21 protein-coding genes are annotated in these 23051 nt (G+C 62.3%); 12 read left to right on the forward strand and 9 right to left on the reverse strand.

Annotated features, from left to right (window positions below; translation table 11 throughout):
* The first annotated feature begins 86 nt into the window (after positions 1–86).
* The 4 genes from NKI88_RS14800 to NKI88_RS14815 all read left to right on the forward strand — a co-directional run bounded on the left by NKI88_RS14800 (position 87) and on the right by NKI88_RS14815 (position 4239).
* Positions 87–1073, forward strand: a complete 987-nt coding sequence (locus NKI88_RS14800) for a glycosyltransferase family 10 domain-containing protein (protein ID WP_352655859.1) — start codon at positions 87–89, stop codon at positions 1071–1073.
* Between the two features lie 545 nt (positions 1074–1618).
* Positions 1619–3016, forward strand: coding sequence for a class II fumarate hydratase (fumC, locus tag NKI88_RS14805; protein WP_352655861.1), 1398 nt, complete (start codon positions 1619–1621; stop codon positions 3014–3016).
* A 255-nt stretch (positions 3017–3271) separates the two neighbouring features.
* Positions 3272–3694, forward strand: coding sequence for a DoxX family protein (locus tag NKI88_RS14810; protein WP_023671490.1), 423 nt, complete (start codon positions 3272–3274; stop codon positions 3692–3694).
* Positions 3695–3831: 137 nt separating this feature from the next.
* Positions 3832–4239: a DoxX family protein gene (locus NKI88_RS14815; RefSeq protein ID WP_023715186.1), complete on the forward strand. Its 408-nt coding sequence runs from the start codon at positions 3832–3834 to the stop codon at positions 4237–4239.
* A gap of 262 nt (positions 4240–4501) precedes the next feature.
* On the opposite strand, the gene ppx is transcribed toward NKI88_RS14815, so the two are convergent.
* Positions 4502–6034, reverse strand: a complete 1533-nt coding sequence (ppx, locus tag NKI88_RS14820) for an exopolyphosphatase (RefSeq protein ID WP_352655863.1) — start codon at positions 6032–6034, stop codon at positions 4502–4504.
* Positions 6034–8226 carry an RNA degradosome polyphosphate kinase gene (locus NKI88_RS14825; protein WP_023700662.1) on the reverse strand — a complete coding sequence of 731 codons (2193 nt, stop codon included), beginning with the start codon at positions 8224–8226 and terminating at the stop codon, positions 6034–6036. Before NKI88_RS14825 ends, ppx begins: the two co-directional genes overlap by 1 nt.
* Before the next feature lie 233 nt (positions 8227–8459).
* On the opposite strand from NKI88_RS14825, the gene NKI88_RS14830 reads away from it, so the two are divergent.
* Together NKI88_RS14830 and NKI88_RS14835 are read left to right on the forward strand one after the other, a co-directional pair.
* Entirely contained in the window at positions 8460–8705 is a 246-nt protein-coding gene (locus tag NKI88_RS14830) for a zinc-finger domain-containing protein (RefSeq protein ID WP_023705697.1), read from the forward strand.
* Between the two features lie 19 nt (positions 8706–8724).
* Positions 8725–9963 (forward strand): FAD-dependent monooxygenase, encoded by a 1239-nt coding sequence (locus NKI88_RS14835; protein WP_027049690.1) that lies wholly within the window; start codon positions 8725–8727, stop codon positions 9961–9963.
* 223 nt (positions 9964–10186) lie between these two features.
* Here the strand turns inward: NKI88_RS14835 and NKI88_RS14840 are convergent, their stop codons facing one another.
* The 5 genes from NKI88_RS14840 to NKI88_RS14860 all read right to left on the reverse strand — a co-directional run bounded on the left by NKI88_RS14840 (position 10187) and on the right by NKI88_RS14860 (position 15224).
* Positions 10187–10852, reverse strand: coding sequence for a TIGR02117 family protein (locus NKI88_RS14840; protein WP_023820019.1), 666 nt, complete (start codon positions 10850–10852; stop codon positions 10187–10189).
* A gap of 105 nt (positions 10853–10957) precedes the next feature.
* Entirely contained in the window at positions 10958–11761 is an 804-nt protein-coding gene (locus tag NKI88_RS14845) for an amino acid ABC transporter ATP-binding protein (protein WP_023671483.1), read from the reverse strand.
* Positions 11762–11783: 22 nt separating this feature from the next.
* On the reverse strand, positions 11784–12941 hold the full coding sequence (locus NKI88_RS14850; RefSeq protein ID WP_023684325.1) for an amino acid ABC transporter permease: 1158 nt from the start codon (positions 12939–12941) through the stop codon (positions 11784–11786).
* A gap of 4 nt (positions 12942–12945) precedes the next feature.
* The gene (locus NKI88_RS14855; RefSeq protein ID WP_023684326.1) at positions 12946–14133 is read right to left on the reverse strand and encodes an amino acid ABC transporter permease; all 1188 of its coding nucleotides are present in this window, start codon (positions 14131–14133) and stop codon (positions 12946–12948) included.
* A 62-nt stretch (positions 14134–14195) separates the two neighbouring features.
* A complete protein-coding gene (locus NKI88_RS14860) occupies positions 14196–15224 on the reverse strand; it encodes an amino acid ABC transporter substrate-binding protein (RefSeq protein ID WP_023684327.1) in 1029 nt (342 codons plus the stop codon).
* A gap of 459 nt (positions 15225–15683) precedes the next feature.
* Between NKI88_RS14860 and NKI88_RS14865 the strand changes: the two genes are divergently transcribed.
* From NKI88_RS14865 to NKI88_RS14885, 5 genes are all read left to right on the forward strand, one after another.
* Entirely contained in the window at positions 15684–16853 is a 1170-nt protein-coding gene (locus NKI88_RS14865; RefSeq protein WP_023820021.1) for a cystathionine beta-lyase, read from the forward strand.
* Between the two features lie 226 nt (positions 16854–17079).
* Positions 17080–18168, forward strand: a complete 1089-nt coding sequence (locus NKI88_RS14870) for an HPP family protein (RefSeq protein WP_352655865.1) — start codon at positions 17080–17082, stop codon at positions 18166–18168.
* A gap of 103 nt (positions 18169–18271) precedes the next feature.
* Complete coding sequence (locus NKI88_RS14875; protein ID WP_352655867.1) at positions 18272–18940, forward strand: RNA polymerase sigma factor; 669 nt, start codon at positions 18272–18274, stop codon at positions 18938–18940.
* A 115-nt stretch (positions 18941–19055) separates the two neighbouring features.
* Positions 19056–19580: a DUF4142 domain-containing protein gene (locus tag NKI88_RS14880; RefSeq protein WP_352655869.1), complete on the forward strand. Its 525-nt coding sequence runs from the start codon at positions 19056–19058 to the stop codon at positions 19578–19580.
* Positions 19581–19590: 10 nt separating this feature from the next.
* Positions 19591–19902 carry a cupredoxin domain-containing protein gene (locus tag NKI88_RS14885; RefSeq protein ID WP_352655871.1) on the forward strand — a complete coding sequence of 104 codons (312 nt, stop codon included), beginning with the start codon at positions 19591–19593 and terminating at the stop codon, positions 19900–19902.
* Here NKI88_RS14885 and NKI88_RS14890 read toward each other — a convergent pair.
* A complete protein-coding gene (locus NKI88_RS14890) occupies positions 19878–20762 on the reverse strand; it encodes a crotonase/enoyl-CoA hydratase family protein (protein ID WP_352655873.1) in 885 nt (294 codons plus the stop codon). The genes NKI88_RS14885 and NKI88_RS14890 overlap by 25 nt on opposite strands.
* 81 nt (positions 20763–20843) lie before the next feature.
* Here NKI88_RS14890 and NKI88_RS14895 point away from each other — a divergent pair, with 81 nt between their 5' ends.
* On the forward strand, positions 20844–21434 hold the full coding sequence (locus tag NKI88_RS14895) for a TetR/AcrR family transcriptional regulator (protein ID WP_352655875.1): 591 nt from the start codon (positions 20844–20846) through the stop codon (positions 21432–21434).
* Positions 21435–21533: 99 nt separating this feature from the next.
* Here the strand turns inward: NKI88_RS14895 and NKI88_RS14900 are convergent, their stop codons facing one another.
* A complete protein-coding gene (locus NKI88_RS14900; RefSeq protein WP_352655877.1) occupies positions 21534–22760 on the reverse strand; it encodes an anion transporter in 1227 nt (408 codons plus the stop codon).
* Positions 22761–23051 lie beyond the last annotated feature (291 nt).

The raw sequence follows: 23051 nt of genomic DNA on the forward strand, positions 1-23051 counted from the left end.
TGCCTCGAACAAGCGGAGCACTTGACCAAACTTCCGATACCGCGTCTGTCTGCAGATTGAGCAATGCTTCAGACATTCGTGGTGCCATGCCGTCTATCGATCCACTGATCCTCTTCTACACAACGTTCTTCAGCAAACCCGTCGATATCGCGTCGATACAGTGCGAAATACCCGGGCGGTGGACACTGGACAAACGACGGATTTCCGAGGCCGCGGCAGTCGTCTTCCATATTCCGAACTTTCGCGAAGTTGGCGGTGCCTACAAATACCCTGGTCAATATTGGGTCGCCTGGTCGATGGAATGCGGCCAAAACTACAAGCGACTTGCCGACCTCAAAACCATGCGGCACTTCGATATCATCATGACGTATGAATCCCGGTCCGATGTCTGGGTGCCCTACCTTCCGCGTGCGGTGTGGTGGAAAGATGCGCTGGCCAGACCAATCGTACCGAAAACGGAAGAAGCGCCGGTCGCACTCTTCCAGTCGGCCGGCCTGAATTATAGCGGCCGTGTCGATCTGGCGAACGAACTGGGGCGCCACATCAAGATCGATTCTTATGGCCGATATCGCAACAGCCGATCGGTCTCTGGCCCCGATCTGGGCTCGAAGACCAAGATTGAAACCATTGCGCGGCACAAATTCTGCCTGGCCATGGAGAACTCGATCGAGGCCGACTATGTCACCGAGAAAATCTATGACGCGTTCATGGCCGGCACGGTGCCGATCTACCTTGGCGCTCCCAATGTGGACGAGTTCGTTCCGGAGCACTCCTTTATTGACGCCAGTGCCTTCGCCAGCGCCAGCGATCTTGCAGCCTATCTCCAGCACCTGATCGCAACGCCGCAAGACTACGAGGCTTATTTCGACTGGCGCTCAAAGCCATTGCCCGACAATCTCGTCAAACGGGTGCAATCATTGGAAACACCCGCGTTCTGCAGACTGATGAGCGTCGTGCGCCAGCGTCTGGAGGCGCGGACAAGCACGCCTTCCGGACGGCGAACACTTCCGTTCGGCTACAGATCCTATCTCAGGACAAAGCTGCGCCGCTGGAGGAAAAAGGTTCCGAACTGACGGTCCGCGATCAGGCGCGCTTTCAGCAAAATACGGAGGACAAAGAGCGTCTCTTGCGACGTCGAGACGGCTTCGACCTTGCCGCCATGCATCTTGGAGATCTCCGAGGCTATGTGGAGGCGCTCCCAGGGTGGACTTGAAATTCTCGGCTTCGCGATCCGAAGCTCGATCCGGATGCGATGCCGGATTTTGGTCGGGAAACTGGACAGAAGGACAAGTGCATAAGCTACCTCATCGCTGCTGTTGCCAGTGAGACGCCGTAGGTAGACGTGAATTGCGCATTGCTGATCCTGGGGGAAGTTTGCGTAGAGCAATCCGCCAGCTCGACATGATCTTATCGAGCTAAATCCGCAAGTTTCCGTCCACTTTATGGGATCAAGCCGGACTGAGGAGCAATTTCCTTCACACGAAAGTGGAGGGTGCAGGAGTCCCGAAGGGCGGCGCTACTGCTTCAACCGATTTACTGCCTGCCGACCGCAATCTCTGCTTGAAGGCCATTGTGCAACGCGATACGCCGTTGCCGAATTCGATCGTCGGAGAGACAAGTGACCGCTGCCACGACCAGAACCGAAACCGACACGTTCGGCCCCATCGAGGTTGCCGCCGACCGTTACTGGGGCGCGCAGGCGCAGCGTTCCCTCGGCAATTTCAGGATAGGCTGGGAAAAGCAGCCGGCCTCGATCGTGCGTGCGCTCGGCATCGTCAAGCGAGCGGCGGCGGAAGCCAATATGGAGCTGATGCGGCTCGATCCGGCAGTCGGCAAGGCGATCATCGAGGCGGCGCAAGAGGTGATCGACGGCAAGCTGAACGATCATTTCCCGCTGGTCGTCTGGCAGACCGGCTCGGGCACGCAGTCCAACATGAACGCCAACGAGGTGATCTCCAACCGGGCGATCGAACTTCTGGGCGGCGTCATGGGCTCGAAGAAGCCGGTGCACCCTAACGACCACGTCAATATGAGCCAGTCGTCGAACGACACCTACCCGACAGCCATGCACATCGCGTGCGCCGAGCGCATCGTGCACGATCTGCTGCCGGCGCTGAAGCATCTCCACGCTGCGCTCGAGGTCAAGACGAAGGCCTTCGCCCACATCATCAAGATCGGCCGCACCCATACGCAGGACGCGACACCCCTCACGCTGGGTCAGGAATTTTCCGGCTACGCCGCGCAGGTGGCCTCTTCGATCAAGCGCATCGAGATGACGCTGCCCGGCCTGCAGGAACTGGCGCAGGGCGGCACCGCCGTCGGCACCGGCCTCAACGCGCCGGTCGGCTTTGCGGAAAAGGTGGCGGCGCGCATCGCCGACATTACCGGCATTGCCTTCGTCACCGCGCCGAACAAGTTCGAGGCGCTCGCCGCGCACGATTCCATGGTGTTCTCGCATGGCGCCATCAACGCGGCGGCCGCCGCCCTCTTCAAGATCGCCAACGACATCCGCTTCCTCGGCTCCGGCCCGCGCTCGGGCCTCGGCGAACTGTCGCTGCCGGAAAACGAGCCGGGTTCCTCGATCATGCCGGGCAAGGTCAACCCGACCCAATGCGAGGCTCTGACGCAGGTCTGCGTGCAGGTGTTCGGCAACAACGCCTCGCTGACCTTCGCCGGCAGCCAGGGCCATTTCGAGCTCAACGTCTACAACCCGCTGATGGCCTACAACTTCCTGCAGTCGGTGCAGTTGTTGGCCGACGGCTCGATCTCCTTCACCGACAATTGCGTCGTCGGCATCGAGGCTCGCGAAGACAACATCAAAGCCGCGCTCGACCGCTCGCTGATGCTGGTGACCGCGCTGGCGCCGACGATCGGGTACGACAATGCCGCCAAGATCGCCAAGACCGCGCACAAGAAGGGCACCACCTTGCGCGAGGAAGCACTGGCCACTGGGCTGGTCAGCGAGGCAGACTACGACCGGCTGGTGCGGCCGGAGGACATGACGCATCCGGGTTAAGCGATTCCAGGGAAAGTGCCTTGCGTTTCCTCGGGAAGCGCGCAGCCCTCTTCTTGGGGATTGCGTCAACTAGAAATCCGAATTGTGTGGCGGGACAATTTGCTCCCGCCGCTGCTGGCCGCGACAAGAATTTTGCGTCGGTCGAACGATCCCGAAATGTACGTCCTGTGAACAATGTGTCGCCGGACTGGCGGCTTTGGTGAACAGTCGGCTTGGTCTATCTGACGGGACATCAACCCTTTTCGGAGAGCCACCATGTCCATCAACACTTCCGCTGCCGGCGCCGGCATCGCGTCCAACAGCTCCACCACCATCCTGCTCGGCCGCATCCTGCTCGCCGCCATCTTCCTGCTTTCCGGCTTCGGCAAGCTCACCGCCATTTCCGGCACCGCCGGCTATTTCGGCGCCATGGGCCTGCCGGTGCCGACCATAACGGCCATTGTCGTCGGCCTGATCGAATTGCTCGGCGGCCTTGCCGTGCTCGTTGGCTTTCAGACCCGCATCGCCGCCTGGGTGCTCGCGGTCTTCACCATCGCCTCGGCCTTTGTCGCCCATACCGGCTGGGCCGACCAGAACCAGATGATCCATTTCCTGAAGAACGTCGCCATCACCGGCGGTTTCCTGCTGCTGGCTTCCTCGGGCCCTGGCGCCTACTCGATCGACGCCAAGCGCGGCTGAGCTTTCCCTCCCAAGCCTGAAAAAAGCGGCGTGGAATTTTCCACGCCGCTTTTTCGTTGTCTGCCCAAGCGCGCGCCCGCCCCATCCCTGCTAGGATCGGTCTCGAAACAGCCTGCGGACAGACAACGGAGATGACCATGCCCCGCGATGCATTGCTTCTGATTTCCCGGCTGCTGCTCGCCGCCCTGCTCGTTCCCTCCGGCTACCACGCGCTCGCCGACATTGCCGGGACGACCGGCTATTTCGCCGGCCTCGGCATGCCATTGCCGACGCTTGCCGCCTGGGGCACCGGGCTGTTCGAGTTGATTGCCGGTCTCTTGATACTGGTCGGCTTTCAGACGCCGGTCGTTGCGATACTTCTTGCCGCTTTCTGCATCGTTGCAGGCTCCATCGGCCACTACGGCCAGGGCGGCGATGACCCGATGCTCACCTTCCTGCACCAGCAGATGCTGATGAAGGATATTGCCATCGCCGGTGGATTCCTGGCGCTAGCCATGGCCGGCGCCGGGGCCTGGTCGATCGACGGGCGCGGTGCCGCGGTCTGATATCGTCAAATATCGTCCCGGTTGAACCATCGATGCCCGAGGCAGGTCGACCCCCACTCCGTCTCGGCTTCGCCGAGCCCCCTCTCCCCCGATCGACGGGGTAGAGGAAGGGCGCGAGCCTATTGCCGCCAACGCTTTCCAACGAGGCTCCCTTCCTTTCCCTCCGGAGGGGGAAGGTGGCGGTGCGAAGCAGCGACGGATTGAGGAAGCCGGTGCTCGAACGCGAGGCCGACGACGACATGGTTTTGCTGTCAGGCCGCGCCTACTTCACCGACACGCTCTGCCCACCCTCGACCGCCAGCACCAGCCGGCAGTTGGTGATCCGCGCCAGTTGCGCCAGCCGTCCGGCCGGGCGTTCGCCGTAAAGATCGGAAAGTGAGGCCGGCAGCACCAGCGCCAACGTGCCATTGCCGCGGTTTTCCCATTTCAGCCGCGGCATGACGCCGGGCATGGCCGCAGTCAGCAGATAGACGACGCGCAGCACCGCCGCCAGGATGCGGGCGCGCTCGAGATAGCGCGGCGTCGCCAGGCCGCGGATTTCCGGCGCCGCATCGTTGAACACGCCTTCGTGGCGGAACAGGCCGACCAGCGCCAGGAAGGCACGGCCGGGGTGATCGACGCCAATGAAGGATGCGTGGGCAATGATGTTGAGCGACTGCTTGCCGCGATATTCCGGGTGTGCGCGCCAGCCTATATCGGCCAGCAGACAGGCAGCGTGGCGATAGCGTGCCTCATCCTCCGTCTCGTCGATGCCGAAGGCGGCAAAGGTCTTGTCCGTCCATTCGACAAGCTCATGCGCATGGGTGACCGAGCGCGACCGCAGCCGCGCCAGTTCCTCCGAAGCGGAGACCAGCGGATCGGCCTTCTGCTCGGCAGGGTCGAGCAGCGAATAGAGAAACCCTTCGCGCACGCCCAATGCCGAGACGATAATCTTCGACGGCTGCATCGCCGCCATGATCTCCTGCAGCACGACCGCGCCATAGGGCAGCAGCGAACGGCGGTTCTTCGACACACCTTCGATGCCCTTGACCTTCTCGATCTCGCCTTTCGCCACCTGCTTCAGGAAATTGGCGGCGCTTTCGACACCGATCTCATAGTGGTGCATGACGCCAAGCGGGTAGTTGGTCATTTCCATGTGCAGCCGGGCAAGGTTTCGCCAGGTGCCGCCAACGGCGTAAAAGGGCCGTCCCGGCCCGCCCTTCAACAATTTGGCGCGCGCCAGTTCGTCGCGGGTGATCTTTGCCGCCTGGGCGAGCGAATTCCTGGCCATGTCCTGCAGCCGCAGGCCACCCAGCGGCAGCGTGATGCCGTCGCCGATCGCCTCGCCATTGATGTCGATAAGCTCCAGGCTGCCGCCGCCAAGATCGCCGGCAATGCCATTGGCGGGGTGGAAGCCCGAAATGACGCCAAGCGCCGAATAATGCGCCTCCTGCCGGCCAGTGAGCACGCGGATCTCGGTCTTGAGCACATCCTGGGCGCGGTGGATGAAATCGGGGCCGTTGATCGCTTCGCGGGCCGCGGCCGTTGCCAGCACAAACATGTGCTCCGCACCCGCCTGGTCGGAGAGCGCGCGGAAACGGCGGAACTCCTCCATCGAGCGCGTCACCGCCTCGGGATCGAGCTTGCCGGTCGAAACGATGCCGCGGCCGAGACCGGCCAGCATCTTTTCGTTGAACAGCAAGGTCGGCGAGCGCGCCAGCCCTTCATAGACGACAAGGCGGATCGAGTTCGAGCCGATGTCGATGATGGACAGCGGCCGGCGATCCTGCAGCCGGCCTTGGGACGTTGAAATCATCAGCCGGTGTTCTTCTTGCGACGCTTGAACTGCGCGATGCGCTTGGGCGCATGCGACTTCAGCGCGTCACCCCGTCCCGACAGGCTCGGATTGGTCATGAAATATTCCTGCGCGTTGAACGGTTCCTCACCCTCCTCCAGCACGACGCGCCGGGAGGTTCCGTCAGCCAATACGTCGAAACTTTGCTGGTTGTCCATGATGTTGCCCAGCATGATCTGGCCAAGGATCTGTTCATGCACCGTTGGATTGGTGATCGGCACCATGGTCTCGACGCGGCGGTCGAGATTACGTGGCATCAAGTCGGCCGAGGCGATGTAGACGATCGCCTCGTCCGACGGCAGGCCATGGCCGTTGCCGAAGCAGTAGATGCGGCTGTGTTCGAGGAAGCGGCCGACGATCGACTTGACCCTGATGTTTTCCGACAGGCCGGGCACCTGCGGCCGCAGGCAGCAGATGCCGCGCACGACGAGATCGATCTCGACGCCGGCACGGCTGGCGTCATAGAGCGCGTCGATGATGTTGGGATCGACGAGCGCGTTCATCTTCATCCAGATGCGCGCCGGACGGCCAGCCAGCGCGTAGGCGACCTCGTCGGCAATGTGCTTGAGGATACGGCTGCGCAGCGTAAACGGCGAGATGGCGATCCGCATCTCATCGGTCGGCTCGGCATAGCCGGTGATGAAGTTGAACAGCTGGGCGACATCGCGCGCGATCGTCGGATCGGTGGTGAAGAAGGACAGGTCGGTGTAAATGCGCGCTGTCACCGGATGGTAGTTGCCGGTGCCGAGATGCACATAGTTACGCAGCTTGCCGTCCTCGCGCCGCACCACCAGCGACATTTTCGCATGGGTTTTGAGTTCGAGGAAGCCGAACACGACCTGGACGCCGGCGCGTTCGAGGTCGCGCGCCCAGCGGATGTTGGCTTCCTCGTCGAAGCGCGCCTTGAGCTCGACCAGGGCGGTTACCGACTTGCCGGCCTCGGCCGCGTCGACCAAGGCGCGCACGATCGGGCTGTCGTTGGAGGTGCGGTAGAGCGTCTGCTTGATCGCCACCACCTCCGGGTCGGCCATCGCCTGGCGCAGGAATTGGACCACCACGTCAAAGGATTCATAGGGGTGGTGGACGACGATGTCCTTCTCGCGAATGGCCGCGAAACAGTCGCCGCCATGCTCGCGGATGCGCTCGGGAAAGCGTGGATTGTAGGGGGTGAACTTCAGGTCGTCGCGCGGCACGGCGACGATCTCGGAAATCTGGCTGAGCGCCAGCGGGCCGGTCAGAACGCTGATGCGGCTCGAAGAGACGCCAAGCTCGCCGGCGACGAACTCGCGCAATTCGCCGGGCATCGACTTGTCGAATTCGATGCGGATGACCGAACCGCGGCGGCGCCGCTTCAGCGCCGTCTCGAACAGGCGCACGAGATCTTCCGACTCTTCCTCGACCTCGATATCGCTGTCCCGGATGATGCGGAAGGTGCCGGAACCCTTGACCTCATAGCCGGGGAACAGCTTGCCGATATAGAGGCCGACAGCCTCCTCCAACGGAATGAAGCGAACGTGCTGCTTGCGGTCGGGCAGACGGATGAAGCGCTTCAGCGCCACCGGCAGGCGCAGAAGCGCGCTCATCTCCTCGCCATTCTTGCGATGGCGCAATTGCAGCGCCATCGAGAAGCCGAGATTGGGAATGAACGGAAACGGATGCGCCGGGTCGATCGACAGTGGAGTCAGCACCGGGAAAACCTGGTCCTGGAAATGGTCTTCCAGCCAGACTTTTTCATCCTTGGTCAGTGCATCGCGGGTGATGCTCTCAATGCCTTCCTTGTTGAGCAGCAACATCAGCGCCGAAAGGCTGTTCTGCTGGTCCTCCTGCAGCCGCTCGACCTCGCGCAGCAATTGTTCCAGCTGCTGCTCCGGCGTGCGGCCGTCGGGGCTCTTGAGCGCAATGCCTTCGCGCACCTGGCCCGCAAGGCCGGCGACGCGGACCATGAAGAATTCATCGAGATTGGCGGCCGAAATCGACAGGAAACGGACGCGTTCGAGCAGCGGATGGTGCTCGTTCTGTGATTCCTCGAGCACACGCCGGTTGAACTGCAGCCAGGAGAACTCACGGTTGACGAACCGATCGGGGTTGCCGCCCTCGGGGCTCGCCACCTCGACATTGATGAATTCGCTCTGCACCGGCTTCAGTTCGTTCATGGTTCCTGCTCTTCCCCGCCAACCGTCCCTTGGAGCGCCGCTGGACGTGCCATGCCTCTAACACGCTTTTGTGACGCATGGCCCTTCGGCGAAAACCGTTCCGATTTCAGGGACATGCACTTAACCGGCTCACCGTATCCTCTGACAGGCTTTTGCGACAGTTTCATTTCATCGATCTTGCAAACAGGCCTGTTATGTTCCAGATGCTTTTCGACGAGATCAAGGAGACGACGATGGCAGGCGGTTCCATTCCCCACTTCCAGAACGATGCGGGCCATCCGGCAATCGACATCGGCGTCAAGGAATTCATGTGCACCGGCGCCAACCCGCCCTTCGACCATCCACACGTGTTCCTCGACATGGGCGACGACAATGAAAAGGTCTGTCCCTACTGCTCGACGCTCTACCGCTATTCGGCGAAGCTGAGGGCGACGGAAACGCTGCCGGCTGGTTGCCTTTATATCGACCAGGCCGCCTGATCCTTCCGCGACAAGCCCGATGGAAGACATCAGGTCCCGGCAGGTCATAATCGCCGGGGCCGGCATCGCCGGGCTGACCGCTGCCCTTGCCTTCGCCGGACGGGGTTATCCGGTAAAGCTGATCGAACAGGCACAGCACCTAGAAGCGGCCGGCGCCGGCATCCAGCTTTCGCCCAACGCAACACGCATTCTTGGAAAACTCGGCGTGCTCGACCGACTGCTGCCCGCAGCGTTGCGGCCGGAAGCGGTCGTGCTCAAGGACGCCGGGACGCTGCGCGAACTGGCGCGGGTACCGCTCGGGCACGCCGCCGAAGCGCGCTGGCAGTCGCCCTATCTTGTCGCCCATCGCGCAGATCTGCAGGCAGCGCTGCTGGGGCAAATGGCCGAACGGCCAGAGATTGAGCTCATCACCGGCGCCCGCGTGACCGGCATCGTCAAAGACGCGCAATATGTCGCCGTGACCGCCGAAGTGGACGGCCGCGAGATCGAGGCACGCGGCAAACTGCTGGTCGGCGCCGACGGCGTCTGGTCGGCGGTCCGGGCGCAACTCGCAGGCGAGGACTTCGTCAAAAGCCGTTTTTCGGGCGAACTCGCCTGGCGAGTCACGATCGCGGCCGAGAGCGCCTCCGGCGAAGCCTTTGTCGCGATCGGCGCCGCCGACTGCGTCACCACGTTCCTGCATCCAGGCTTCCACATGGTCGCCTATCCCGTCAGCAAAGGCCGGGCCTTCAATCTCGCCGCCTTCACCAAGGGCGAGCGCATGGCCGAAGGTTGGTCGGGCCATGCCGATCCCGCGATCCTCACGGCTGCCCTGCGCGGCACCGCGCCGGGCCTGACGAAGCTTGTGGCACTGGCCGGCCCATGGACGGCCTTTCCGATCCACACCGTCGAACAACAGCGGTGGACGAGCCCGCAGGGCATCGCGCTGATCGGCGACGCTGCGCATGCGATGACGCCGTTTGCCGCACAGGGCGCGGCAATGGCGATCGAAGATGCCATCACGCTTGCCGACGCTATCGCCGATTTCCCTGGCGATCTGCCCAGAAGTTTTCAAATCTGGGAAAATCTTCGGCGGCCGCGTGTCGCCAAGGCCGCGCGTCGTGGGGCCGTAAACCGCCTCGCCTGGCATGCTGCCGGCCCGGTGGCGATCGCCCGCAATCTGTTCCTGGCCATGCGCTCGCCCGACAAGCTCGCCGCCGACCTCGACTGGCTCTATGGATGGCGAGCGGACGCTCGGCAGTCTAGATCGTCGACTTAGCGATCCTTCCCACCGCCCTCTGTCCTGCCGGACATCTCCCCCGCAAGGGGGGAGATTGGATGTCGCCGTCGCCTTCGCCAAAATCGCCGGCGTCGCAGCAGGAGCGCCGCGGGCAAAACGGCTGATCTCCCCCCTTGCGGGGGCGATGGCCGGCAGGCCAGAGGGGGGTGCTGTCCCGCTGACTTCAAAAGATCCAACACTGTCGCGGTGCGATGAAGGACTGCTAGTTATAAAACCGCATCGACAAGCCCAGCGAGGCCGGCAGCGGGTTCCACCAGCCGGTGCGCAGGCCGGCGGTGCGCAGGCCGGCGGCTGTCCAGGTGTTACAGCCGACAAGCGCGTTGAAATGGCCGTTCGCCTCGAAGAAGCGGTCGAAGCTGGAATAGGCGGCGTTCTCGATGACGACCGGACCATGCGGCCCTTGCTGGAAACTCGCGTCGATATAGTCGAGCAGCGCTGCAAAACGTTCCTCATCGATGTCGAAACCGGTGACAGCAGGGTGCGGCTCGGCGATGGCCCCGGCGATATCGACATGCATGACCGAGGCGTCCAGTGTCAGCGCCTTGAGGACGGGCACTGCTTTCAGCTGCGACCAGCTCGGCGTCTCCAGATAGAAGGCCCGGCCGCCCCAGCCAAAGACGATGTAGCTCACTTCCGGGGCGTCGACAGGGATGCCGGCAGCGACCAGGAAATGGAAGCGCCGGCGCACCTCGTCATCGACGGGAATGGCGATGTCGGTGTGGATCGGATTCTCCAGCACCAGAATATGGCGCGTGCCCTCACCCGCCGCTGACGCCGGCCACAGCGGACGCGGCACCAGCGTGCCGAGCGTGGCAGCGAGCGCGACCACGATAATCAGCATGGCCACGAAACGCAGGGCTTTTCTCATGCGGCGGCGGCTTTGTGTTTCAATGGAGAAGATCAACCCCGACCCCAGATAGCAAAAGAGCCCGGCCGCATTACGGCCGGGCTCTTTTGGTTCGCATGAAAATGCTCAGTGCAGGATCTGCGACAGAAACAGCTTCGTGCGCTCGTGGCGCGGATGGTCGAAGAACTCGGCCGGCGTGTTCTGTTCGACGATCTGGCCCTGATCCATGAAGATCACCCGGTTGGCGACCTTGCGGGCAAAGCCCATTTCGTGAGTGACGCACAGCATGGTCATGCCTTCCTCGGCCAGGCCCACCATCGTCTCCAGCACTTCCTTGATCATTTCTGGATCGAGCGCCGAGGTCGGCTCATCGAACAGCATGATGCGCGGGTTCATGCACAGCGAACGCGCGATCGCCACGCGCTGCTGCTGGCCGCCCGACAGCTGGCCCGGATATTTGTTGGCCTGTTCGGGGATCTTGACGCGCTTGAGGAAGTGCATCGCGATTTCCTCGGCCTGCTTCTTCGGCGTCTTGCGCACCCAGATCGGCGCCAGCGTGCAGTTCTCCAGGATGGTCAGATGCGGGAACAGGTTGAAGTGCTGGAACACCATGCCGACCTCGCGGCGCACCTCGTCGATCTTCTTGAGATCGTTGGTGAGTTCCTTGCCGTCGACGATGATCTTGCCCTTCTGGTGCTCTTCCAGCCGGTTGATGCAGCGGATCATGGTCGACTTGCCCGAGCCCGAAGGACCGCAGATGACGATGCGCTCGCCGCGCATCACCTTGAGGTTGATGTCCTTCAGCACATGGAACTCGCCATACCATTTGTGCATGCCGATGATGTCGATTGCGACATCGGTGGTCGAGATGTGCATCTTCTTGGCATCGACCTTGATCTCTTCGGCGCTGACGGCGTTTTCTATGACCATGGCAGGTTCCCCTTTTTTGTTTTTAACGTTTGTGGCCGGTGTCCAGCCGGCGTTCCGTATACATCGAATAGCGCGACATGCCGAAGCAGAACAGCCAGAAGACGAAGGCAGCGAAAATCAGGCCGGACTTGGTGGTCTGCGGCGTCGCCCAGTTGGGATCGGAGAAGTTCTGCTTGACGACACCGAGCAGGTCGAACATCGAGATGATGATAACCAGGCTTGTGTCTTTCAACATGCCGATGAAGGTGTTGACGATGCCGGGTATGACCAGCTTCAGCGCTTGCGGCAGCACGATAAGGTTCATCTTCTGCCAGTAACCGAGACCAAGCGAATCCGCACCCTCATACTGGCCCTTGGGGATCGCCTGCAGACCGCCGCGCACCACCTCCGCCATGTAGGCGGCGGCAAACAACGAGAAGCCGATCAGCGCCCTGAGGAACTTGTCGAACGAAACGCCGGGGGGCAGGAACAGCGGCAGCATGACGCTGGCAAAGAACAGGACGGTGATCAGCGGGATGCCGCGAACGAATTCGATGAAGATAACGCACAGCATCTTGACTATCGGCATCTTCGAGCGCCGACCGAGCGCCAGCACGATGCCGAACGGCAGCGACACTGCAATGCCGACGAAGGCCAGGCTGAGCGTCACCAGCAGGCCGCCCCATAGCTGCGTCTCCACATGCGGCAGGCCGAACATGCCGCCGACCAGCAGCACGAAAGCGACGATCGGCAGCACCAGGAAAAGCAGGATCGCGTTCAGCCCCTTGCGCGGCACGCGCGGGATCAGCAGCGGCACCAGCAGCGCCACGAACAGTATGGCGACCAGGATCGGCCGCCAGCGCTCCTCAATAGGATAGCGGCCGAGCATGAATTGGCCGAACTTGGCGTTGACGAACGCCCAGCAAGCGCCGGACCAGCCATCCGGCTGAACGCCGCCTTGCGCCGCCGTGGCGCATACCGAGCGATCGGACCCTACCCACTGGGCGCTGATGAAGGCCCAGTTGATGATTGGCGGCAGGATCATCACCACCAGTGCGATGCCCAGTACGGTCAGGATGGTGTCGCCCACCGAACCGATCAGGTTCTTGCGGACCCAGGCGATAGGCCCCCGCACGCCGGCCGGCGCCTGTTGCGCCAGTGCCATTTCGGTCCGCACCCAAGCGGTATCATGTTCCTGCATGGCCTTACCTCTCCACCAGCGCCATCCTGGCGTTGACCACATTCATGACCGCCGACGTCACCAGGCTGATGACGAGATAGACGACCATCATGATCAGCACGTTTTCGACCGCCTGCCCCGTCTGGTTGAGCACTGTGCCGGCGGTCGCCGTCAGGTCCGGGTAAGCAATAGCGATGGCCAGCGACGAGTTCTTGGTCAGGTTCAAATACTGGCTGGTCAGCGGCGGGATGACGATGCGCATGGCTTGCGGCACGACGACTAGCCGCAGGATCGATCCCGGCCGCAGCCCCAGAGCGCCAGCCGCTTCCGACTGGCCCTTCGAGACGCCGAGAATGCCGGCACGCACGATCTCGGCGATGAAGGAGGCTGTGTAGCAGGACAGCGCCAGATAGAGCGACAGGAATTCCGGCCCGATGTGGAAACCGCCGGCCAGGTTGAAGGTCGATTGCTTCGGAAAATCGAAGGTCAGGGGAAAGCCGCTCAGCGCATAGGCCAGAATCGGCAGGCCGACGATCAGCGCCAGGGACGTCCAGAATACGGGAAACTGCTGACCGGTCGCCATCTGCCGCTGGCGCGCCGTGCGGGCGACGAACCATGCCATGGCGATGCCGACAAGCAAGGCGACAAAGATCAGCCAGGAGCCATCACCCCAGATGGCACGAGGAAGATAGAAGCCGCGCTGGTTGAGAAACGAGCCGAATGGCAGGTTGATGCTTTCACGCACCACGGGCAAGACCGCCAGCACGCCCGAATACCAGAAGAAGATCACCAGCAGCGGCGGGATGTTGCGGAAAATCTCGACATAGACCGTGCAGATCTTGCGGATCAGCCAGTTGTGCGACAAGCGGCCGATGCCGACGATGAAGCCGATGATGGTTGCGGTGATGATGCCGGCAACGGCGACGATGAGGGTGTTGATCAGCCCGACGACAATGGCTTTGCCATAGGTGTCGTCCGAGTTGTAGGGGATGGCGCTGACCGAGATATCGAAGCCGGCACGGCTTTTCAGGTAGCCGAACCCGGAAGAAATGTGCAGGCGCTGCAGATTGTCGATGACGTTGTGGACAATCCACCAGACGCTCGCCACCAGCAAGACGACAACCACCGCCTGGAAGACAACTCCACGGACTTTTGGATCGTTGATGAAGGAACCGCGGCTCGGCTCCTCGCGTAGAACTTCCTGCGACGCCATTGCCCATCCCCTGCAAAAAGAAACCGGAAGGCAGACAATCTGCCTTCCGGATCGCATTTCGATCAGCGGATCGGTGGCGCGTATTGCAGGCCGCCCTTGGTCCACAGCGCATTGATGCCGCGCGCGATCTTCAGCGGGCTGCCGGTGCCGACATTGCGCTCGAACATCTCACCGTAATTGCCGACTGCCTTGACGATGTTGACGACCCAGTCATTGCTAACGCCGAGATCGGTGCCGATCTTGGTTTCGGGTTCCTGGCCGAGCACGCGCTTGATCTCCGGGTTGTCCGAGGTCTTCATCTCGTCGACATTGGCCTGGGTGATGCCCAGTTCCTCTGCCTGCAGCAGCGCGAAATAGGTCCACTTGACAATGTGGTACCACTGGTCGTCCCCCTGGCGCACGGCCGGGCCGAGCGGTTCCTTGGAGATGATCTCGGGCAACACGACATGGTCGGCCGGCGCGCTGAGCGTCAGGCGGATGCCGTAGAGACCCGACTGGTCGGTGGTGTAGACATCGCAACGGCCCGCGTCATAGGCGGCGTTGACCTCTTCAAGCTTTTCGAAGACGACCGGGTTGTACTCCATCTTGTTCGCCTTGAAGTAGTCGGCGAGGTTGAGCTCGGTCGTGGTGCCGCTCTGCACGCAGACTGCCGCACCCGAAAGCTGCAGCGCCGAATTGACGCCCGGCAGCTTCTTGGCGTTGATCATGAAGCCCTGGCCGTCATAATAGGTGACGCCGACGAAGTTCAGGCCAAGTGCCGTATCGCGATTGATGGTCCAGGTGGTGTTGCGCGACAGGATGTCGACTTCGCCCGACTGCAGCGCGGTGAAGCGCTCCTTGGCGCTGAGCGGCGTGAACTTGACCTTGGTGCCGTCGCCGAAGACGGCGGCCGCGACCGCGCGGCAGAAATCCACATCGATGCCTTTCCATTCACCCTTGTCGTCAGGCGCAGCGAAGCCGGCAAGACCTGTGTTGGTACCGCACTGGATGAAGCCTTTCGCCTTGACGTCGTCGAGCGTGCTCGCCGACGCGGCCGAAGCCATCCATCCAAGCGCAGCGGCGCCGAGAATGCCAATTGCAATGTGTTTCATAACCCACAGACCCTTTTCTGTTTTCAGGTAAACCCTGATCCTCAGGCAAATCCTGATCTTTTCCCGCGTGAACCCGGCTCCCATCCGGCTCATTCCCGGAACCCCGCGTCGTAACCGACGCCCGGCCCCTCCCATTCACGAACTGCATCGAAGGCGATTATCTCTGTGAGGTCAAGGGAAATGACCGTTTCACGACAGCTTTGAAAACCAATTGCCGCAAATGCCTGAATTGCAGACAACAGCATCAGGAAAGCAGCGAGCCCCGCAAATAAAACCGGCAAAGTCCGTCGACGCTAATCCACATCCACTCATGAAATCCGCGGCTCTGGATCGCCACGCATTCCAGACTATTCATGGGGGAATTGGCCTATGCAAAGGGCACCGCCTGGCGGGCGCCCGCTGTTGCACGGCCAATGCCGCCGCTCTATGGCTAGCGCGTTCACCACAAGGCGAAGAGCAATGGCGACTGACGGCAACGAAATGGGTAGAAACACGCGGCTTGCCCATTCGGGCAACAATCCGCACGACTATTTCGGCTTCGTCAATCCGCCGATCGTGCATGCCTCGACCGTGCTCTATCCCAATGCGTCGGCGATGGCGGCTCGCAGCCAGAAATACACCTATGGCACACGCGGCACGCCGACCACCGATGCGTTGGCGCATGCGATCGACGCGCTGGAAGGCTCCGCCGGCACCATAATCGTGCCGTCGGGCCTGGCGGCGGTGACCGTCCCGTTGCTGGCGTTTCTCTCGGCAGGCGATCACATCCTGATTGTCGATTCCGTCTACCATCCGACCCGCAATTTCGCCGACACGATGCTGAAGCGGCTGGGTGTCGAGGTCGAGTATTACGCTCCGCATGCCGGCGCCGGCATCGCCAGCTTGATCAAGCCGAACACCAAAGTCGTGTTTACGGAATCACCGGCCTCCAACACCTTCGAGGTGCAGGACGTTCCGGCGATCGCCAAGGCCGCGCATGAAACGGGCGCCATCGTCATGATGGACAACACCTGGGCAACGCCGCTCTATTTCCGCCCGCTCGACCACGGCGTCGATATCTCGATCCATGCGGCGACGAAATATCCGGCCGGGCATTCGGACGTGCTGCTGGGCACAGTGTCTGCCAATGCCAACTGCTGGAAGCAGCTTTGCGAGACGTTCTACACGATGGGCTGCTGCGCCGGCCCCGACGACGTCTACCAGGTCCTGCGCGGCCTGCGCACGATGGGCGTTCGGCTGGATCACCATCAAAAGAGCGCGCTTGCCATTGCCGTCTGGCTTGAAGGCCAGCCCGGCGTGGCCCGCGTGCTGCACCCGGCGCTCCCCAGCCACCCCGACCACGCGGTGTGGAAGCGTGATTTTTCCGGCTCGAGCGGCATCTTTTCCATCGTGCTCAAAGGCGGCGGCCAGAGACAGCAGCATGCCTTCCTCGATGCGTTGAAAATCTTCGGTCTCGGCTATTCCTGGGGCGGCTATGAGAGCCTTGCCGTGCCGGTCTTCCTCGGCGACCGTACCGTCGCCAAGGGCCCCTATGACGGCCCGCTGATCCGGCTGCAGATCGGGCTCGAGGATGTCGAGGACCTCAAGGCCGATATCCTGCGCGGGCTGGAAGCGGCCGCTGCGGCATGACACCAGCAAACTTGCCAAGCTGATTCCGCTAGCCGGCTTAACCCGTTGAAAGGATTGGCGAGCGACTTTCGTAGGACGATCGACCTCGCAAAGCCGCTCATCGGTCAACCAAGCGCAATGTTATTTCCCCAATGCGCGCTTTTTCGGATCGGTTTGACTTTCAAAATCGTCGGTCCAACGCCATTGCAGGCGCTGCGCGCACAATTCCAGCCGGACTGAGCTTGCCATGGCCTTTCGTCTCTTTGTCCCCATTCTCGCCGGCGCGACGCTGCGTGAGCGCCTCATCGCTTGTATCGGCGCGATGATCGGCATTGCGCTGACCGGAGCGATCGGCGCGCTGGTGCTCGGCAACGGCCCGCATGTGCCTCTGCTGGTGGCGCCGATGGGCGCATCGGCGGTGCTGCTGTTTGCGGTGCCTGCGAGCCCGCTGGCGCAGCCATGGTCGATCATCGGCGGCAACACCATATCCGCGCTGATCGGCGTGATCGTTGCGCATTTCGTGCACGAGCCGGCTCTCGCCACGGGCATAGCCGTGGCGCTGGCGATCGCCGCCATGTCGTTCACGCGCTGCCTGCATCCGCCGGGCGGAGCCGCCGCGTTGACCGCTGTGCTCGGCGGACCGGCTGTGACCAGCGCCGGCTTCCTGTTTCCTTTCGTGCCGGTGGCGCTCAACTCCATCATTCTGGTCGCGCTCGGCTACGCTTTCCACAGGTTGTCGCGACGCAGCTACCCGCATGTGCAGGCCCCTGCCCCGAAAAGCACGCACGGAACCATCGATCCGCCGGCTCAGGAGCGCATCGGCTTCCGGGCCGAGGACATCGATGCCGCGCTGGCTGCGCTCGACGAGACCTTCGACATCGACCGCAACGATCTTGAACAGCTGCTGCGACAGGTCGAACTGCAAGCGACGATGCGCGCGCACCGAACCATGTTGTGCGAGGACATCATGTCGCGCGATGTGATTTCGGTCGATGAACACGCTTCCGCCGATCGGGCGCGTCATCTGCTGCTCGACCACAATATCCGTACGCTGCCGGTTGTCGACAAGGACGCCAGGCTGGTCGGCACGGTTGGATTGAGGGAATTGACGCGAGCCGACGAAGCCGTCGGAAGCGTTACGTCGACAGCGTCGACCGCCGCCGCCGATTCGCCCGCCATGGCCCTGCTACCGGTGCTCACCGACGGCCGCACCCATGCAGTCATCATCGTGGACGGGAACAGCCGCATCCTTGGCCTGATCACGCAGACCGATCTGCTTGCGGCAACGGCGCGAGCGCAGGCTGCTGACAAGCCGCTGGCGGAAGCAGTATTATAGGCGCCGTCGGAGCCCGGCGAAAATAGCCGGGAACCTTTTGCCGGCGATGTCATCCAATGTCTTGATCGAGGTTTCGGTCGGGGATTGGATCGAGGAACTGGCCATGCCTGCTATATCGGTGGCAATGCCCACTGCTGCTTCAAGCGAGATGCTTCTCGTGCGCCGCGCGCTGGCGCGCGACGGCAACGCCTTCCGCATCATCATGAAGACCCACAATCAGCGGCTCTACCGCATCGCCCGCGCCGTGGTGCGCAACGATGCTGAAGCCGAGGACATCGTCCAGGAGGCCTATGTCAGAGCCTTTACCCATCTCGATGCCTTTCGCGGGGAGTCCTCACTGGCCACCTGGCTGTCGCGCATCGTCATCAACGAGGCGCTCGGCCGTCTGCGCAAAAGGCGGCGGACGGTGGCGAAAAACCCGCAAGCCGAAATCATCCGGTTCCCCCTCAATCCCAGCGACGATCCGGAGCGGACGATGGCGCAGCGGCAGATCCTCGAGTTGGTCGAACGGGCGACCGACAGCCTGCCCGATGTCTACCGAGCGGTGTTCGTGGCGCGGGTGATCGAGGGGCTCAGCATCGAGGAGACCGCCGAGCTACTTGGCGTGCGACCGGAAACCGTCAAGACAAGGCTACACCGCGCCCGCGCCCTGATGCGCAAGGCACTCGACGACCAGATCGGGCCGGTGCTGCTCGACGCCTTCCCATTCGCCGGCCGGCGCTGCGACAGGCTGATCAGCGCTGTCATGCAGCGGCTCGGCCTGGAAAGCTGATCATCGGCTGATTTGGCCGATTTTCCCGGGAACGTTTGCCGCCGCTGCGCATCCAATGACCGTCAACTGAAAAACATGGCCCGGCGCGATCGCGCATCCGGGCGAAGGAGATGCCATGCTTACCCGACACACCGCCGCCCTCGCTGCCTTGCTGCTGCTTGGCGCTGCCCCGCTTGCACAAGCCGCCGACAAGCCGACGGACCCGCAGATCGCCCACATCGCCTACACGGCAGGCGTCATCGATGTGGAAGCCGCCAAGCAGGCGATCGAGAAATCGAAGACCAAGGAGGTCGTGGATTTCGCCAACGACATGGTGCGCGACCACGAAGCGGTCAACGCGCAGGCACTGGAACTGGTCAAGAAGCTGAAGGTGACGCCGGAAGACAACGCCACCAGCCAGGCGCTGACCAAGGCTGCGGCCGAGGAACGGGCAAAGCTCGCCAAGCTCGACGGCGCAGCCTTTGACAAAGCCTATGTCGACAACGAGGTCGCCTACCACAAACAGGTCGACGGCGCGCTTGAAACCCTTTTGATCCCATCGGCCAGCAATGCCGAGTTGAAGAGCCTGCTGGAGACCGGCCTGAAGATTTTCCAGGGCCATGAACAGCACGCCGAGCATGTTGCAGGTATGCTGAAGTAAGGAACAGGCCATGTCGAAACAGCAGCTGTGGATTGCACTGGCGCTGGTCTTCGGGACCTCACCCGTGCAGGCCGAAACCATTCAGGTTACCATCGACAAGCTTGTCCTTTCGCCAGCTACCGTCGAGGCGAAGGTCGGCGACACGATCAAGTGGGTGAACAAGGACGTGTTCGCCCACACGGCTACCGTCAAGGGTGGCTGGGAAGTGATGATCCCGCCTAAGACAACAGCGAGCCTGACCCTGCGGAAGGCGGAAGCGGTCGAATATTTCTGCCGCTTCCACCCCAACATGAAAGGTCATGTGGCCGTGACGGCGCCTTGATCCCGGTCCGCAAGCCCGTCCTGCTGCGTTGAGGCTCGCCTGGCTTCATCCGGACCGGTGATGTGTGTCCACGAGCCGTCACAGCCCGGCTGGCGCCGTGCGATCCAGGCATCCAGCCCTTCGCGCAGATCAGCGGTCGGAGCCATGCGGGCGAACTGCTCGGCCTCGACAGCCAAGCCTTCCGCGATGCTCTGGTTCAGGCCCCGCGCCACTGCTGTGAGGATTGAGGCAATTGCTGCAGGAGAATGTCTGGTCATGCGCCGGGCAAGATCAATTGCGGTGGACATCAGCTCCTCATGCGGCACCACCTGGTTGACGAGGCCGAGTTCGACGGCGCGCGGCGGCGGGAACCAATCGCCGGTCAACAGCAGCTCGAGCGCCCTCTTGCGCCCTGCCAGTCTCGGAAGCCGCTGCGTGCCGCCAAAAGTAGGCGGCATTGCAAGGTTGATCTCAGGCTTGGCGAACAAGGCGCGGTCGCTGGCGATAGCGAGCTGCACGGCTTCGGTGATCTCGCAGCCGCCGCCGAAGGCGATGCCGTTGACGGCGGCGATGACGGGCTTGCGGAACGCCTCCAGCCTTGCGGTCAGGCGCTGTCCGCGCATGACGAAGTCGCGCAGGGCAACGTCGACGCCGATGGCCACGCTGCCTGAGAATTCATGGATGTCGCCGCCGGCGGAGAAGGCGCGCTCTCCTGCTCCAGTGAGGATGACGGCGCGGATGGCATCGTCAGTCTCGGCGGCATCGAGGAGCGCAAGCAGGCGATCAATCAGCGCATAGTTCAAGGCGTTGAGCTTTTCCGGCCGATTAAGTGTGAGGATGGCGATCCCGTTGCGGGCCTCGGTGAGCACAAGCTCGGTCATGTCTTTTCCTTCCCTGTGTTTGTCGACGGAGAGGATCAGGCTTTCGGTTGTATGTATATTCACTAGTCGGTATACTTGCGTATGAGCGAAGCACCAAGCCCTACCCGCAAACGCATTGTCGATGCCGCAACGAAGCTGTTCTATGCCGAGGGGATCGGCCGCGTCAGCGTCGATGCAGTGGCGGAAAAAGCCGGGCTGACCAAGCGCACGCTCTACTATCATTTCAAGAGCAAGGACGATTTGATCGCGGCCTATCTCGACGGTCGCGACCAGCCGAACCTCAAGCAGATGGCCGGCTGGTTCGAGACGGCCGAAGGCGATGTCGAGCGCAAGGTCGAGGCGATTTTCACCAATCTGGCGCGCGTGGCGAAGCACCCGAAATGGAGAGGCTGCGGCTTTCTGCGCACGGCAGCCGAACTCGCTTCCATGCCCGGACACCCGGCCGTTAAAGCGGGGGCGCGGCATAAGCAGAATTTCGAGACCTGGCTGGCCGGCGAACTCACAGGCCACGGAGTCGACGAGCCGCAGACCCTGGCGCGCGAAATCGTGCTTTTGATGGACGGCGCGTTCTCGATCATGCTGATCCACCGCAACCCCGACTATGTCAAGGCCGCCGGACATGCAGCTGCAACGCTGGTTCGGGCAAGGTCAGGATCGGCGACTATCCGCTAGAGCGTTCACCGTTTAGTGGAGACGGCGAAACACGCTATCTCTTTGTTTCGACGCAATTCCGGACCGAAAAACCGCTTCACACTTTTTCCTGGAATTGCTCTAGAATCCAGCCGCCAGCCATGCCGTCCCGACGGCAAGGGTCAGCAGCGTCAATGGCAGGCCGACCTTGAAGAAGGCTGAGAAGGACAGCTGCGTGCCGGCCGCCCGCGCCTGTTCGGCGACGATCAGGTTGGCGACTGAGCCAAGCAAGGTGAAGTTGCCGGCCAGCGTCGAGCTCATCGCCACCACCAGCCAGGCACGCCCGGGGTTTTCAAGGCCGGGTATGAATGGTCGCAGCGCCAGCACGGCCGGAACATTGCTCATGATGTTGGAAAGCACCGCGGTGAAGCCCGATAGACGCCAGACGTCGTCCAGCCCGAGGTTCTTGGCCGAGGCGATGATGTCGGGCGTCAGCAGCGTCTTTTCGGCGCCGGCGACAACGATGAACAGGCCGGCGAACATGAACAGCAGCGGGCCGTCGATCTCGCGGTAGATGCGTGCCGGCTTGATGGCGCGGGTCAGCAGCAGGATGGCGCCGCCGATGAGCGCTGCCTTGGCAACCGGAACGCCGGCGAAGAAGGCGATGGCCAGGCCGACGCAGACAACCACCGCCTTCAGCACCTGTCCCGGCAGCATGCGGCCGCGATAGACTTCCGGGTTGAGATCGGCGGTGCGGGCGAATTCGGCGTGGTAGACGATGCGCACGATGACGATGACCGCGACGAGGCCGAAGAGGGCAACCGGCGCCAGGGCGGCCGAAAAGGCTGGATAGGAAATTCCCGACAGCGCGCCGATGACCATGTTCTGCGGGTTGCCGGTGATGGTGGCGACGCTGCCGCAGTTGGACGCGGTGGCGGTGGCGATCAGATAGGGAATGGGATTGCGATTGATGACACGGGTGACGTGGACGACGATCGGCGCCATGACCAGGCAGATGGCGTCGTTGACCAGGAACGCCGACAACACGCCGGTCAACAGCGTCACCATCACCAGCAGCACGAAAGGCGCGTGCGCATGCTCGATAGCGTAGGCGCCAAGCGCCCGGAAGGCGCCGGACACCTTCAGATGCGCCACCACGATCATCATGCCGAGCAGCAGCGTAATGGTGTCGAAATTGATGGCGCGATAGGCATCTTCCATACTGAGTGCGCCGATGGCGATCATCGCCGCACCCCCCAGCAAGGCGATCCCTGCCCGGTCGAGACGGAGGCCTGGAATACGCCCGATTGCGACGCCGGCATAAGTCAGGACAAGGATCAAAAGTGCCGCTGCGCCCATCAATGTCATTGGCTGACATCCTTGTCCAAACGAACCGACGCAGAAACGGACTGTTCCCGCTCGGGCATTTGCCGGGCAGCTTTAACGCCGCTCCAGCAAAGCGAAAGCCTATAACGATCCGAATGCGAAAATCGGTGGGCAAAATCGCGGGTTGACCGATGCCGGGAGCAACCGGAGCTTGATCTTGAGACGGCGGAGATTGGGAATGAGACACGCGCGGCGGACTGCCGGTGGCCTGAGATTGCCATCCGCGAACTTCCCCTCGGAAGGCTCTCGTGGCGTATGTAATTAAATTCTAAT

It is taken from the genome of Mesorhizobium sp. M0317, from assembly GCF_040321555.1.
Taxonomy (GTDB): domain Bacteria; phylum Pseudomonadota; class Alphaproteobacteria; order Rhizobiales; family Rhizobiaceae; genus Mesorhizobium.